The sequence below is a fragment of the Kribbella endophytica genome, assembly GCF_054781295.1.
Genome location: NZ_BAAGUR010000002.1, coordinates 1,623,279 through 1,637,106, shown reverse-complemented (window position 1 = coordinate 1,637,106; position 13,828 = coordinate 1,623,279). Strand labels below are relative to the sequence as shown.

The window sequence follows — 13,828 nt, the reverse complement described above, 5'->3', positions numbered from 1 at the left end:
ATGTGGGGCTCGACCCTATGGACCTTACCCAGAAAACCTCGCCGGGCAAGCTGAATCCCATCACGTGTCGGTTGCGGATAGAACCGTTGCCTGGTCGAGCCTGTTGCGCATTAATACAGCACGGCGCGGACAGTTTGGCGCGACGTCAGGGCGTGTCCTGCGCCGATTCGGATCTACGCGGTCCGGAATAGTCGTCGCCGTACGCGCCCGGCGCCGGCCGGCGCTTCTTCATCGGGGCCTGTACGCCGGGCGCCATCCGCCGCGCGGTGACCAGGAACGCGGTGTGTCCCTGCATCCGGTGACCGGGCCGGACCGCGAGTCCCTCGACGTGCCAGTCGCGGACCAGCGACTCCCAGGCCCGCGGCTCGGTGAACTCGCCGTGCGCCCGCAGCGTCTCGACGAAGCGGCTCAGCTGGGTCGTGGTGGCGACGTACGCGCAGAACACCCCGCCCGGGGCCAGGGCGCCCGCCACGGCGTCAACGCACTCCCAGGGGGCCAGCATGTCCAGTACGACGCGGTCAACGTCGGTCTCGTCGAGCTTCTCGACCAGGTCGCCGACCTCGAGCCGCCAGGCCGGGTGCTCGGCGCCGAAGAAGCCGGTGACGTTCTTGCGGGCGACCTCGGCGAAGTCCTCGCGCCGTTCGAACGAGATCACCTCGCCGTGGATCCCGACCGCCCGCAGCAGCGCGGTCGTCAGCGCGCCGGACCCGGCGCCCGCCTCGACCACCTTCGCGCCCGGGAAGATGTCGGCCATCGTCACGATCTGCGCGGTGTCCTTCGGGTAGATCACCTGCGCGCCGCGCGGCATCGACACCGAGTAGTCGGCCATCAGCGGCCGCAGCGCGAGGTACTCGACGCCGCCCTTGGACCGGATCGTCACCGCGTCCGGGCCGTCGATCAGCGTGTCGTGCTCGATCCCGCCCTTGGTGGTGTGGAACGTCTTCCCGCGCTCCAGGAACACCGAGTGCCGCCGCCCCTTGGAGTCGGACAACGTGATCCACTCCCCCGGCTGCAACGGCCCATGATGAACCCCGGAAAACGCCGCATCAGGAAAATCACGCAGATCAGACATAAGGCGCACACCTTACTTCGGCGGGTCGCCGCTCCCCGAATCGTGGGGGTCAGCGCGTACGGCGTACGCGCAGGTCGGCGGCCGAGTCCTCGGGTGCCGGCCGTACGGCGTACGCACGGATCGGCGGTACGGCGTACGGGCAGACGGCCGGAACCGTGGTGGGATGACGGCGTGAGCCTGCTCGTGCACACCTTCCTCCGTGGCGGCGACGGCAACCACGAGTTGCTGGACGACGCCGAGGACGGTTCTGACCTCGCCGGGTTCGAGAACTGGCGGCGGACGGTGTGGGGCGGCGACGGCGCCCGGGCGCTCGGTGCCCGCTTCTTCCCGCAGCTCGACGGCGGCGACCTGACGGTCGAGCCGGCCGACGTACCGGCGTTCCTGGTCGAGTGCGACCTGCTGCGCGATCACCTCGACCAGGTGGTGCCCCACCCGAATCCGAGCCGGCCGGGCGACAGCCGGGCGCAAACGACCGAGGTCGTCGCCGCTCGGCTGGCCAACATCCGCCGCGCCGCCGAGCGAGCGCTGGCGGTCGGCGGCGGGGTGCTGATCTGGTGACGGCTTAGAGCCGTTCGGCCGGCGTACGCGCCCGCCCGCGCTCAGCGGCGGCGGAAGGCTCGTTCTACGTCGGCCGTCGCAAGGACGCCGTAGACCTGGCCGTGGGTGTCCAGGACGAGGTACTCCGAGGCGGGGTTCTTGCGGAGGGTGGCGAGGATCTCCTCGCCGGTGTCGTTGACGCCGATGATGTGGCCCGCGCCGATCCGGGTGGCAACCTCGCCGATCGTGGTCCACGGGCGCTGGTTGGGGGCGACCGCGGTGACGGCGGCCTCCTGGACCAGCGCGTGCGGCTTGCCGTCGCCGTCCATGACCACGACGGCACCGGCCTGGCCCTGCGCAGCGAGTCGGACGGCCTCGGAGATCGGCGTACTGGCGTGGACCGCGATCGCGCGGCGTGCCAACGAACGCACCTGCAGCGCGGGCAGCTTCTGCTTGAGCCGCGCCTGCATCAGCGACGCGGTCGAACCCATCCACAGGAAGAACCCGACCGCCAGCGCGATCACGAAGTCGATCAACGTCGGATTCCGGTCGAAGACTTCTTCCAGGATCACCGGCGCGGCCAGTACTCCGATCGCGATGACCCGGCCGGCCCACGCGGCCACGATCGTGCCGGTGTGCATGTTCCCGGTCGCCTTCCAGACCGCAGCCCGAACGACCCAGCCGCCGTCCAGCGGCAGCCCCGGCAGAAGGTTGGTGACACCCACGATCAGGTTCGCGACCGCGAGCTGCATCACGACGGCGTACGCGACGCCCTCGTCGAGCGCGCGCGAACCGGCGTACGCGAGACCGCCGACCAGCAGCGAGGCGATCGGCCCGACGACCGAGATCGCGAACTCCTCCAGCGGCGACTTGCGCTCGCCCTCGATGTGCGTGCCGGCCGCGAAGAAGCCCAGGTTGATCTCGGTCACCGAGATCTTGAACCGCAACGCCATCAGCGCGTGCGCGAGCTCGTGCAGCAGCACCGACAACGTGAACGCGACCACGAAGGCGAACGACGCGAAGTACCGCCAGCCGCCGGACAGGTACGGGAACTGCTGCGCGATGATCGCCGAGAACCCCAGCGCCAGCAGGATCGCCACCGGAAGCCAGGTGAACCGCATGGTCAGCTGGATCCCTCGGACACGACCGAGCACCCACGTACCGGGCGGCGGCGCACCGGCCGGCTGGGCGGGGTTCTGAGGTTCACGCGGCTCTGACATCGGCATAAACCTACTGGGCGACCGGTAACTCCGCGCTACACGCCCACGGTGAGCCGCGCCCGGTAGCCCGCGTCGACGCTTCCGCTGACCGTCGCGAGCTGGTGCTCGGCGCCGTCGTCGCGGAACACGTTGTCGTTCTGAAGCGACGTACGGGACATGTTCTGGGTGCTTCCGTCGTACCCGCTGGTCGCGTAGACCGCGGTGCAGGCGTCCTCCGGCAGGGCCAGCTGGGAGGTCGCGCTGATCTTGCCGGCCGCCGTCGCCTCGGTCAGCGACGCGTACACCTCGAAGTGGATGTGCGGCCAGCGTCCGTCGTACGCCGCGGGGAAGATCGTGGTGAAGGTGACCTTGCCGTTCGCGTCGGCGGCCTGGACGCCGCGGCAGTAGTTCTCGTTCTCGGCACCGTCGGAGTAGAGCGAGTAGCGGCCCTGGGCGTCGCAGTGCCAGAGGTAGACAGCGGCGCCTGCGAGCGGGGCGCACTGGTCGGCGTCCTGGATGGTGAGCTCGACAGTCAGCGGTACGCCGGTGGCGACGCCTGTGGACGAGCCGAAGGACTTGGTGAGGTCGCTGCGGACGATGCCGGACTCGGTGAGGACGTTCGGGCCGTTGGAACCGTCGCCTGGGTAGGGGCCGGCGGTTTCCTCGGGGATCTCGTCTACGCAGTCTGCTGTGGTGGTTGGGCTGCTGGTGCTTGTGGATGGGCTGGAGGCCGTTGGGGCGGTGCTGGTGGTCGTCGTACCGGTGCTGCTGTCGTCGGTCGCGCAGCCGGTGACGACGGCGAGGCCGGCGCCGGCCAGCAGGCGGAGGACGTTGCGGCGGCGCAGTGTGCCGAGGTCGTGGACCAGTCCCAGATCGTGTTCGTGCGGTGTCATCGTGTGCCCCTTGCCGTCGCTTGAGGTCTCCAGCGTGCCGAGTGGAGCCGATGGTTCGCCGAAAGTCTGCTGGGAGGTTGCTGTGAACGTGGTTGCTCCGGCCGTGGTTGCTCTGGGGGTAGTTGTCCACAGGTCGTCGCGGTGTGTGCGTCGACGGCTCGCCTCTTGTCCACAGCTCGTCGCGGTGCGTGCGCGGGATGTCGGTGGCAGCGCCTAGGGTTTTGGTATGAGCGTCGCAGCAGCAGTCGTGCACAGCGGCAGCCACCCGAACGGTGCGCTGTCCCCGTCCCGCGCTGCCGATTTCATGAGCTGCCCGCTGAAGTACCGCTTCCGCGTCGTCGACCGCCTACCGGAGAAGCCGTCGTCGGCCGCTGTACGAGGGACGGTCGTGCACGCCGTACTGGAGCGTCTGTACGACCTGCCGCGCGGCCAGCGGACTTTGGAGCAAGCCGTCGGGATGCTGGAGCCCGAGTGGCAGCGCATCCTCGAAGCCGAGCCCGAGGTCGCCGAGCTGTTCGCGGACGACGCCGAGGGCGAGCAGCTGGCCAAATGGTTGGCCGAGGCGCACAAGCTGCTCGGCAAGTACTTCACCCTCGAGGACCCGAACGCGCTGGAGCCCGCTGAGCGCGAGCTGTACGTGGAGACCGAGCTGGAGTCGGGTCTGACACTGCGCGGGTACGTCGACCGCCTGGACGTCGCGCCCACGGGCGAGATCCGCGTGGTCGACTACAAGACCGGCCGCTCCCCCTCGGAGTTCTTCGAGGCCAAGGCCCTCTTCCAGATGAAGTTCTACGCGCTGGTCCTGTGGCGCCTCCGCGGCGTCGTCCCGACGATGCTCCAACTCGTCTACCTCGGCAACGGCGAGATCGTCCGCTACGAGCCCGACGAAGACGACCTCCGAGCCTGCGAACGCAAAGTCGCCGCCCTCTGGGAGGCCATCACCAGAGCCCTCGAATCCGGCGACTGGCGCCCCAGCCCCGGGCCCTTGTGCGAATGGTGCGACCACAAAGCACTCTGCCCAGCGTGGGGCGGCACCCCGCCCCCGCTGCCCACCCGCTCGGTGGAAGAGGTCGCAGAAGAGTCCGCCGGAGTAGACCTGGTCGGCATCGACGGCTGACCGGCCGATTGGTTTTGCCCTCACCCGGTCGGTGGTGCTCGTGGGCTCGCCCACCCGCCCACCTCTGTGGAGAGCTGGAGCACGCGTCGACGAGGCGGGAGGAGCGCACGGCCGTTGGGCTGGGCCCTCTCCCGGTGGGTGGTTGCCGTGGACTCGCCCACCCGCCCGCTTCTGTGGACAGTTGGTGCACGCGTTGACGGGCCTGCGGACTGCACGGCCGTTGGCTCTCGCCCACACCCGGTTGATGGTGCTCGTGGGCTCGCCCACCCGCCCACCTCTGTGGAGAGCTGGAGCACGCGTTGGCGGGGCGGGAGGAGCGCACGGCCGTTGGGCTTCGCCCCACCCGATCGGTAGTTGCCGTGGACTCGCCACCCGCCCACCTCTGTGGACAGCTGGAGCACGCGCCGACGAGGCGGGAGGGGCGCTCGGCCGCTGGGCTTCGCCCACACCCGGTCGGTGGTTGCCGTGGGCTCGCCCACCCACCCACTTCTGTGGACAGCCGCTGCACGCGTTGACGGGGCGTGCGGGGGTGCGCGGTCGCTAGCTTTCGCCCACACCCGGTTGGTGGTGCCGGTGGATTCGCCCACCCGTCCACCTCTGTGGACAGCCGCTGCACGCGTTGACGGGGGCGAATGAGTGCTCGGCCGATGGGTTTCACCCTCACCCGGTTGGTGGTGCTCGTGGCTCCTCCACCCGGCCAGCGCAGGCCCGCGATCGCACGCGGTGCGACGCGGATCATGGTCGCCACCTCCGGGGACCGGGGAGGACGCGTCGGCGGGGCGTGCCGACGAAGCGGCCGGTTGGCCGGGGTGTCGTCTGGCTGGTGGTTGCGTTGGTCTCGCCACCTGCCGCGTCCGTTGGAGCTAGTGCATGCATCGGCGGGGCGTGGGGCGGCACAGCCGACTGGCCTGCACCTACACCCGCTAGTGGTACCGGTGGATTCGCTCGCCCACCACTGTGGAGCGCCGGTGCGCGCGTTGGCGGAGCCGCACCCGGGTGCATGGCCGATTGGCTTTCGCCCATACCCGGTTGGTGGTGGCGTCGGAGTCGTCCCCCCGCCTACCTCTGTGGAGGGGTCGTGCGTGCGGCGACGACGGGTGCGGGGTGCTCGGCCGTTGGGTTCGCCCACACCCGGGAGGTGATGCTCGTGAGATCGGCGACCACCGCAGGGGCTACCGGCTGGTGGACCACACCCCATGGCTTCTCATCAGGCCTGCGAGTGGAGACCGCGGGTTGGTGCATGGAGCGAGTTGGCGTGAGCCGATGTGGCTCTCGCGTTCAGCTTGAGAGTCGTCCGAAGCCGGGCACGAAGCGGCCGGTTGTTGCGGCGTACTGGCGGTAGGTGGTGCCGTGGGCGGTCAGCAGGTAGGGCTCTTCGACGACTCGGACTTGTAGTTGCAGTGCGATCAGCAGCGTCACTGCGCCGGCGAGGGCGATGGGGTTCGGGGTGATCAGGGTGAGGCCGAGGCCGGTGATGGCCATCGCGGTGAAGACGGGGTTGCGGACCAGGGCGAACGGGCCGGTGGTGACCAGCGTCGTGGTTTCGGCGGCGTCGACGCCGATGCGCCAACTGGTGCCCATGGCGTACTGGGTGATGACGGTGGCGGCGATCCCGGCCACTGCGGCGGCGGCTCCGGCGGTGGCGATCGCTGGGGAGTCGAGGACGCCGATTGGGTCGAGGCCGGCTAGGGCTGCGATGGGGCCGGCTAGGCCGGCGAGCAACGCCAGGGCGAACAGGACTCCTGCCCACCAGCGCGCGCTGCCGGGTCGCCCGGAGAGGCCGCGGAATCCGTGGTCGCCGGTACGGCGTACCAGCAGCGCCGTACGGAGCACGAAGGCGACGCCGAAGTAGATCCCGAACAGGACCAGCGCCAAGACAGCCATCAGCACGGCCCGGCTCAGTTGCAGCACCCGTCGGCGCAGGTGCTGCCGCTGCAGCCGCAGGCGGCTGTGGCACCTCCGGCCGCGATGCCGCCCACGGTGGTGCTCCCCGCGCTGGCGCTGCCGGCACCGGCGTTGCCTGCGATAGGTGAGCAGCAGCCTTCGCCTCGCCAGGCTTCTCGGCCTTCGCGGATTGCTACGGCGGCGACGATCAGGCCGGCGATGGGGTCCGCCCAGCCCCAGCCGAGGGTTGCGTTGAGGAGGAGGCCGATCAGCAAGACGGCGGACAGGTACGTGCAGAGCAGGGTTTGGGTGGAGTCCGCGACGACGGCGTTGGAGCCCAGGGCTTTGCCCGTACGGCGTTGGGCCCAGGACAGGAACGGCATCACGATCAGGGACGCGATCGCCAGGCCGATGCCGACCGGTGAGGTCTCGGGGTTGGCGCCGGTGATCAGGGTTCGGACCGATTCGAAGCCGACGTACGCCGCCAGGCCGAAGAAGGAGAACGCGAGCAGGCGCAGCGCCTGCTTCTCGCGGGTCTCGGGCAGGCGGTGGCGGAACTGCCACAGGATGATCAGGCCGCTGGAAACCTCGACGACCGAGTCCAAGCCGAACCCGACCAGCGCGACGGAGCCCGCGACGAGCCCGGCGGTGATGGCGATGACGGCTTCGATGACGTTGTACGTGACCGAGGCGCCGGCGAGCAGCTGCGCGCGGCGGCTGAGCTTGCGGCGGAGCTCTGGGTCGGTGGTCCAAGTGCTGGCGGCGGGCGGGAGCTGCACCGGCTGCAGCGTGAGCTCCAAGCGAGAGCCCGGCGCAGGTACGCCGCCCTCCGGCACGGCAGCGGGCGTCGACGTACCGGCTTCTGGACGGAGGCCTGAAGCCTGGTCGGGGGTGCTCATGCTGTTGCCTCCGCCTGCTGGGCGGCCTGGCCGTAGTTCGGGCAGAGGGCTACTGCGTCACCGGTCAGGGCGAGAAGGCGCTCGGCGGCTGAGAGCAGGTCGAGCGTGGCTTCGGGGTGCGTCAGCGTGAACATCGACGCGCGGCCGACCGGGCGGGACTCGACCAGGCCACAGTCGCGCAGGCAGGCGAGGTGCTTGGAGACGGTGGACTGCGCCAGGCCGAGGTGCTCGGTCAGGTCGACGACGCGGTGCTCCCCCAGTGCCAGGTGACGCACGATTGCGAGCCGGGAGGCGTCGCTGAAGCCGTTGAACAGGCAGGCCGCGACCGACAGGGCGGCCGTTTCGTCGATCTCGCTGGGCCTGGTCCGCAATTCAACGTCAACCGGTGTCTTCATCGCCATTCGGCGATGTTATCGACAAGATGTCCGACTTGGGAAGTGCGAGGGAGAACGCCTGGCTACGCTGGGCCGCGACATGGACGGTTCCGGATCGTTGCAGCGGCTCGTCGCGCGTGGCCTGATGCTGGTCGCGGCGCTGGTGGCTGTGTGTGCGTTCCACAGTTCGTCGGAGCCGAGTGAGCAGCCGACCGCTGCGGTCGCGGCTGCGGTGGAGTTGGTCGGGCCGTTGCATGTCGATCTGGCTGATGTGCCCGGGACCTCGCCGTCGGATGAGGGTCATGCGCACCTTGCCGTGGCCTGGTTGGTCGGGTTGTCGGTGTCGCTGCTGCTGCTCGGGTTGGTTGCGCGGGTACGGCGGGTTGTGGCCGTGCGTTCGCAGCGGGACTCCATGGACGCCGGGTGGGGATTCGGCCCGCCTGAACCGCCGTGGCCGGCGACTCCGTCGCTGATCCAGCTGCGCATCTCGCGGACGTAGGCCCGTTCGGCTGAAGGCCTCGCCTGCCCGTTCTGGCTCTGTACGGCGGCCGAGCGTGGCGCCGGATTCTGTGCACCGCGCCCGCTGCTGATCGCTGAGCCGCAGCAGCTTGGGCTGCGGGCGACGACCTGCCGCTGCCCCCGCCGCGGCCGCTGCTGTTCGCCGTACGGCGACCTCGCCGCTCGGCGACCTAGCCGTCGCGGTCGTCTCTGCGCGCTTCGTCATGCGCCGCGCCCGTTGGCCGGCGTACGAACTGACCTCTCCGAATCATCTGAATCGAGGACCACCCATGAGTACCAACGCCCGTATCTCGATCGGCATCGCTGCCGCCTTCGTTGTGGTGGCCGGCATCTTGCTGGCCGTCAATGCCGGCAACGGCTCCGACAGCACCGCCTCCTCCAGCACCACCGGCACGGATCGGCACGAGCAGCTGGTCCGGGCCGACAGTCACAAACTCGACGTCGCGGCTGACGGCAAGGCGACCTTCGTGGAGTTCCTCGACTTCGAGTGCGAGTCGTGCCGGGCCGCGTTCCCGGCGGTCGAGGAGCTGCGGAAGACGTACGCCGGCAAGGTGACGTTCGTCGTGCGGTACTTCCCGCTGCCCGGGCACTTCAACGCCGAACGCGCCGCGCGCGCTGTCGAGGCTGCTGCGCAGCAGGGCAAGTTCGAGGAGATGTACCGGAAGATGTACGAGACGCAGAGCGAGTGGGGCGAGCAGCAGGTGCCGGCCGATGGTCGGTTCCGGGGGTTTGCCGAGGAGCTCGGGCTCGATGTGGCGGCTTGGGAGAAGGCGTACGCCGAACCGGCGACGCTCGAGCGGATCAAGCGCGATGTGGCCGATGGCGAAGCGCTTGGGGTGACTGGTACGCCGACGTTCTTCCTGAACGGCGAGCGGCTGGAGCCTGAGTCGGCGCAGGACCTGACGGCGAGCATCGATGCCGCGCTCAAGTAGGCGGTCCGACGCGTTGGGCGCCGGTACGTCGGATGACTCGTCGGATGCCGGTACGCCGGTCGCCGGTGGGTCGGTCGTCGTGCCGGTCGGCGGCAGTACGCCGTACGCGAAGTTGCTGCCGTGGCTACTGCTGGTTGGCGGGGCTATCGGCCTGACCGCGGCGCTCGTGCTGACTGTCGAGAAGATCGCGCTGCTGCGCGATCCGGCGTACGTGCCGTCGTGCAGCATCAGTCCGATCCTGTCGTGCGGATCGGTGATGACCAAGCCGCAGGCCGAGGCTTTCGGGTTCCCCAATCCGTTGCTGGGGATTGCTGGGTTCGCTGTCGTGATGACGGTCGGTGCGGCGCTGCTGGCCGGTGCGTCGTTTCGGCGGTGGTTCTGGGTCGGGCTGCAGGTGGGTGCGACGTTCGGGGTCGTGTTCGTGCACTGGCTGATCTTTCAGAGCCTGTACCGGATTCAGGCGCTGTGCCCGTACTGCATGGCGGTGTGGGCGGTGACGGTGCCGATCTTCTGGTACGTCACGCTGCACAACCTCGGTCACCTGCCTGTGCCCGCGAGCGTTCGGCGGGGCGTGGCGGTGGTCAGCCGGTTCCACACGGTGCCGCTGACGATCTGGGCGGTGGTGCTGCTCACGCTGATCGGCGAACAGTTCTGGCCGTACTGGCGAACCCTCCCCTGAGTCCCGCTGCTCGGACCTGGCTCAGACGCCGGTGACGATCACCAACTCGTTGCCTTCGGGGTCGGCGACGCGCCAGTGATTCTTCGACTCGTCGAGGAGGCGGCCGCCGGCTGCGAGGGCTGTGGCAAGGCGCGCCTGCGCGAGGTCCGGCGGTACGGCGAGCTCGAAGTGGATGCGGTTGCGTTGCCGGCGGCGTTCCGTGTCCGAGGCGTCGAGCTCCTGGAACAGGAGCACCGGGGTCAGCCACCGCGGGTCGTGGATGTCGCTGAGCCCGGTTCGCCGGTCGGGGGCATATCCGAGTACGGCGAGCCAGAACGCGCGCACCGCGTCGACGTCGGAGGCGTCGAGGAACAGCTGAACGAAGCGCGGCAGCCCTGGATCCGCCGTGGCGCCGAGCTTGTGAGCGGCGGATTGGATGGCTCCGGCGAGCTCGGTGAAGTCGAGGTCGAGGCCGTGGGCGTCGGCCTCCCACCGATCCTTGCCGCTGTCGAGGATCACGAGACCAGGGCGCAGGTCGATCAGCAGCGGGAAGCCGGCGTCGTCCGCCAGCGCCGCTGCGGTGGCGGCCAGGTCGCGCTGCTGGGTCGGCGAGGTGAGGCGGTAGCAGGCCACCGCGCTGAACACCGCCTGCCAGTCGGCTGTCGCAGCCGTCTCGCCGAGCGCATCAGCCGGCACCAGGTCGACCTCGTTGCCGTCGGGGTCGGCGTGACAGACGCCGTACGGTCCCGATGCCTCGCCAAGACCCACCTGCTCTACCGCCGCGCTCGGCCGTACGACGTCGAGATGGATGCGGTGACGCAACGGGCGCGACTCGTTCGACTGCCGGATCCGTACGGCGGGGTCGCGCCGCAACGGGTCCGCCAAGCCGCCGTCCTCCCCCGGGGTGTAGTCGAGGACGCGCTGCCAGTACTGCGCCAGCTCAGACGGGTTCGCGGATTCGAAGACGACGCTCAGGTGCTGCGGTACGGCGGGGTCCGCGGCCAGGCCGAGCTCTCGCGCGGCCGCCGACACCGCGTCGGTGTGCTCGCCCGAGTCGAGGCGCACCCGCAGGCCGGTCGCGCGCAGGTCGACCGCGCTCTCGGCGTCCAGCTCCAGAACGCGGGCCGCCAGCGCAGCCCCCGCGGTCAGCGAAGGCGCGTCGAACCATGCCGTCGCAATACCGTCGACGATCCGCCAGTCCGTTCCGATCTCTGCCATGCCCGGCACTGTAGAGCCCATCCCGGACGATCGCCTTCCGCTGAGCGCTCCACCGGCTTGGGCCTACGCGCCGCCATGCACTCGCCGCACCTGCGTCAACGCATCTCTCACTCTCCGCAGACGTGGGTGGGCCAGACCACGCCTGGGGTCGGCCGCACTTGAGCGGCCCTGGCCTAGCCCCGCACCACGGCTCCAGCGATCGCGCTCGCACCGCACTCCACCGCCGGCGCGTCCACCGCTGGCGGAGAGCACCACCTGCAGCGCCGTCGGCGAACCCGATCTGATCGCGCGCGCGGCGACAGGCACCCCCCCCCCGGCGCCCTCCCGCCAGCGCATCTCCCACCGCTCACAGAGTGGGCGGGTGGGCGAGACCACCTGCACCACCGCCCGAGGTGGGCAGACGCCGATCGCCCCTGGCCCCCAGCCGCCAACGCATCCACCGCTCCCCACGGAGACGGAGTTCACCACCTGCAGCTCGGCGACAGGCCGCCGTCGGCCGCACCCCCGGCGCTCCCCCGCCAGCACATCTCCCACTGTCCACAGAAGTGGGCGGGTGGGCCGGATGACCTGCACCACCGCCCGGAGCTGGGCAAACACCAATCCGCCCTGCACCCCAAACCACACCCGCCAACGCACCCACCACCTCCCACAGAGGTGGGCGGGCGGGCTCGACCACCTGCTCCCCAGAGGGGGTGGGGGCCACCCAAATCCCCCAGAACCACCACCCCCGCGTACCAAGAAAAGTTTGTTCTGAGGTGCTGGTCACACGCGTGGAAGTGAGGTCGGTGCCACGGGGTGACGGGGGGCTCGGATAACGTCCGGGCTATGAGTCATCCGCATCCCGATCTTGGTCAGCCGCCCCGCCTTCCCGATGACGCCCTGCGCGTGGTCGCTCTGGGCGGTCTGGGTGAGATCGGCCGGAACATGACCGTGTTCGAGCACCGGGGCAAGTTGCTGGTGGTCGACTGCGGTGTGTTGTTCCCCGAGGAGCACCAGCCCGGCGTCGACGTGATCCTGCCCGATTTCGGGTGGATCCGGGACCGCCTGGACAAGATCGAGGCGATCGTCCTCACCCACGGGCACGAGGACCACATCGGCGGTGTGCCGTACCTGTTGAAGGAGCGCGGCGACATCCCGGTGGTCGGCTCGAAGCTGACGCTGGCGTTCATCACCTCCAAGCTCAAGGAGCACCGGATCAAGCCGGTGACGGTGGAGGTGAAGGAGGACGAGAAGCGCCAGTTCGGTCCGTTCGAGTGTGAGTTCCTCGCGGTGAACCACTCGATCCCGGACGGCCTGGCGGTCGCGATCCGGACGAAGGCCGGCCTGGTGCTGCACACCGGCGACTTCAAGATGGACCAGTTCCCGCTGGACCGCCGGCTCACCGACCTGCGCGGGTTCGCCCGGCTCGGTGAGGAGGGCGTCGACCTGTTCATGACGGACTCGACGAACGCCGACGTCCCGGGCTTCACCACCGCCGAGAAGGATCTCGGCCCGGCGATCGACCAGGTCTTCCGTACGGCGCCCGGCCGGATCATCGTGTCGAGCTTCGCCAGCCACGTGCACCGGATCCAGCAGGTGCTGGACGCGGCGAAGGCGGGCGGCCGGAAGGTCGCGTTCGTCGGCCGTTCGATGGTGCGCAACATGGGCATCGCGCGCGATCTCGGCTACCTGAACGTGCCGAAGGGCCTGATCGTCGACCTGAAGGAGCTCGAGCAGCTCCCGGACCGCAAGGTCACGCTGGTCTGCACCGGGTCGCAGGGCGAGCCGATGGCCGCGCTGGCCCGGATGGCCAACCGTGACCACGTGATCCGGATCGGCGACGGCGACACCGTCCTGATGGCCAGCTCGCTGATCCCGGGCAACGAGAACGCGATCTACGGGCTGATCAACGGCCTGATCCGCTGGGGCGCGAACGTCGTGCACAAGGGCAACGCGAAGGTGCACGTCTCGGGTCACGCGAGCGCCGGCGAGCTCGTCTACTGCTACAACCTGGTCGAGCCGCGCAACGTGCTGCCGGTGCACGGCGAGTTCCGGCACCTGAAGGCGAACGCGGCGCTCGCGGTCAGCACCGGCGTACCGGCCGATCGGGTGATCATCGCCGAGGACGGCGTGGTCGTGGACCTGCACCAGGGGCGCGCGAAGATCACCGGCAAGGTCGAGGCCGGGTACGTGTACGTCGACGCGATGACGGTCGGCGGCGTGACCGAGGCGAACCTGAAGGACCGCCGGACGCTCGGCGAGGAGGGCGTCGTCACCGTCGTCCTGCTGGTCGACGCACACACCGGCAAGCTGGCGGAGCCGCCGGACTTCCTGGCGCGTGGATTCGTCCACGACGACACGACGTTCAAGCCGGTCATCCCGGTGATCGAGGAGGCGCTCGCGCGGGCGGCCTCCGAGGCGATCGGCGACGCGAGCCAGCTCGAGCAGCTGGTCGGCCGCGCCGTCGGCAACTGGACGTACCGCCACTGGCGCCGCCGTCCGGTCGTCATCCCGGTGGTCATCGACGCCTGAGTCGAAGAACGTTCC

The 13,828-nt window shown here is 69.8% G+C and carries 13 protein-coding genes; 6 read left to right on the top strand and 7 right to left on the bottom strand.

All coding sequences use genetic code 11. The annotated features are described in order from the left end of the window. Window positions 1-145 precede the first annotated feature (145 nt). Complete coding sequence (locus tag ACYVIO_RS26145; RefSeq protein WP_460653517.1) at window positions 146-1,072, bottom strand: tRNA (adenine-N1)-methyltransferase; 927 nt, start codon at window positions 1,070-1,072, stop codon at window positions 146-148. A gap of 171 nt (window positions 1,073-1,243) precedes the next feature. On the opposite strand from ACYVIO_RS26145, the gene ACYVIO_RS26140 reads away from it, so the two are divergent. Further along, window positions 1,244-1,630, top strand: coding sequence for a hypothetical protein (locus ACYVIO_RS26140; protein ID WP_460653516.1), 387 nt, complete (start codon window positions 1,244-1,246; stop codon window positions 1,628-1,630). 41 nt (window positions 1,631-1,671) lie between these two features. Here ACYVIO_RS26140 and ACYVIO_RS26135 read toward each other — a convergent pair whose 3' ends face one another. Further along, window positions 1,672-2,829: a site-2 protease family protein gene (locus ACYVIO_RS26135; protein WP_460653515.1), complete on the bottom strand. Its 1,158-nt coding sequence runs from the start codon at window positions 2,827-2,829 to the stop codon at window positions 1,672-1,674. A gap of 35 nt (window positions 2,830-2,864) precedes the next feature. Next, window positions 2,865-3,701 carry an intradiol ring-cleavage dioxygenase gene (locus tag ACYVIO_RS26130; RefSeq protein WP_460653514.1) on the bottom strand — a complete coding sequence of 279 codons (837 nt, stop codon included), beginning with the start codon at window positions 3,699-3,701 and terminating at the stop codon, window positions 2,865-2,867. Between the two features lie 226 nt (window positions 3,702-3,927). On the opposite strand from ACYVIO_RS26130, the gene ACYVIO_RS26125 reads away from it, so the two are divergent. Continuing rightward, window positions 3,928-4,818, top strand: coding sequence for a RecB family exonuclease (locus ACYVIO_RS26125; protein ID WP_460653513.1), 891 nt, complete (start codon window positions 3,928-3,930; stop codon window positions 4,816-4,818). A 1,278-nt stretch (window positions 4,819-6,096) separates the two neighbouring features. On the opposite strand, the gene ACYVIO_RS26120 is transcribed toward ACYVIO_RS26125, so the two are convergent. From ACYVIO_RS26120 to ACYVIO_RS26110, 3 genes are read right to left on the bottom strand one after another with little or no spacing between them, the layout of a single operon-like run. After that, window positions 6,097-6,702, bottom strand: a complete 606-nt coding sequence (locus ACYVIO_RS26120) for a methyltransferase family protein (protein ID WP_460653512.1) — start codon at window positions 6,700-6,702, stop codon at window positions 6,097-6,099. Window positions 6,703-6,716: 14 nt separating this feature from the next. Next, window positions 6,717-7,601 (bottom strand): cation diffusion facilitator family transporter, encoded by an 885-nt coding sequence (locus tag ACYVIO_RS26115; protein ID WP_460653511.1) that lies wholly within the window; start codon window positions 7,599-7,601, stop codon window positions 6,717-6,719. Then, a complete protein-coding gene (locus ACYVIO_RS26110; protein WP_460653570.1) occupies window positions 7,598-7,996 on the bottom strand; it encodes an ArsR/SmtB family transcription factor in 399 nt (132 codons plus the stop codon). The genes ACYVIO_RS26115 and ACYVIO_RS26110 overlap by 4 nt, the downstream gene beginning before the upstream one ends. A gap of 79 nt (window positions 7,997-8,075) precedes the next feature. Between ACYVIO_RS26110 and ACYVIO_RS26105 the strand changes: the two genes are divergently transcribed. The 3 genes from ACYVIO_RS26105 (at window position 8,076) to ACYVIO_RS26095 (ending at window position 10,105) form a co-directional block, all read left to right on the top strand. Further along, a complete protein-coding gene (locus ACYVIO_RS26105; RefSeq protein WP_460653510.1) occupies window positions 8,076-8,474 on the top strand; it encodes a hypothetical protein in 399 nt (132 codons plus the stop codon). A 289-nt stretch (window positions 8,475-8,763) separates the two neighbouring features. Beyond that, on the top strand, window positions 8,764-9,426 hold the full coding sequence (locus ACYVIO_RS26100) for a DsbA family protein (protein WP_460653509.1): 663 nt from the start codon (window positions 8,764-8,766) through the stop codon (window positions 9,424-9,426). Continuing rightward, a complete protein-coding gene (locus ACYVIO_RS26095) occupies window positions 9,410-10,105 on the top strand; it encodes a vitamin K epoxide reductase family protein (protein ID WP_460653508.1) in 696 nt (231 codons plus the stop codon). Before ACYVIO_RS26100 ends, ACYVIO_RS26095 begins: the two co-directional genes overlap by 17 nt. 21 nt (window positions 10,106-10,126) lie before the next feature. Here the strand turns inward: ACYVIO_RS26095 and ACYVIO_RS26090 are convergent, their stop codons facing one another. Beyond that, window positions 10,127-11,302, bottom strand: coding sequence for a VOC family protein (locus tag ACYVIO_RS26090; RefSeq protein WP_460653507.1), 1,176 nt, complete (start codon window positions 11,300-11,302; stop codon window positions 10,127-10,129). An 825-nt stretch (window positions 11,303-12,127) separates the two neighbouring features. Here ACYVIO_RS26090 and ACYVIO_RS26085 point away from each other — a divergent pair. Beyond that, window positions 12,128-13,813, top strand: coding sequence for a ribonuclease J (locus ACYVIO_RS26085; protein ID WP_460653506.1), 1,686 nt, complete (start codon window positions 12,128-12,130; stop codon window positions 13,811-13,813). Window positions 13,814-13,828: the final 15 nt, after the last annotated feature.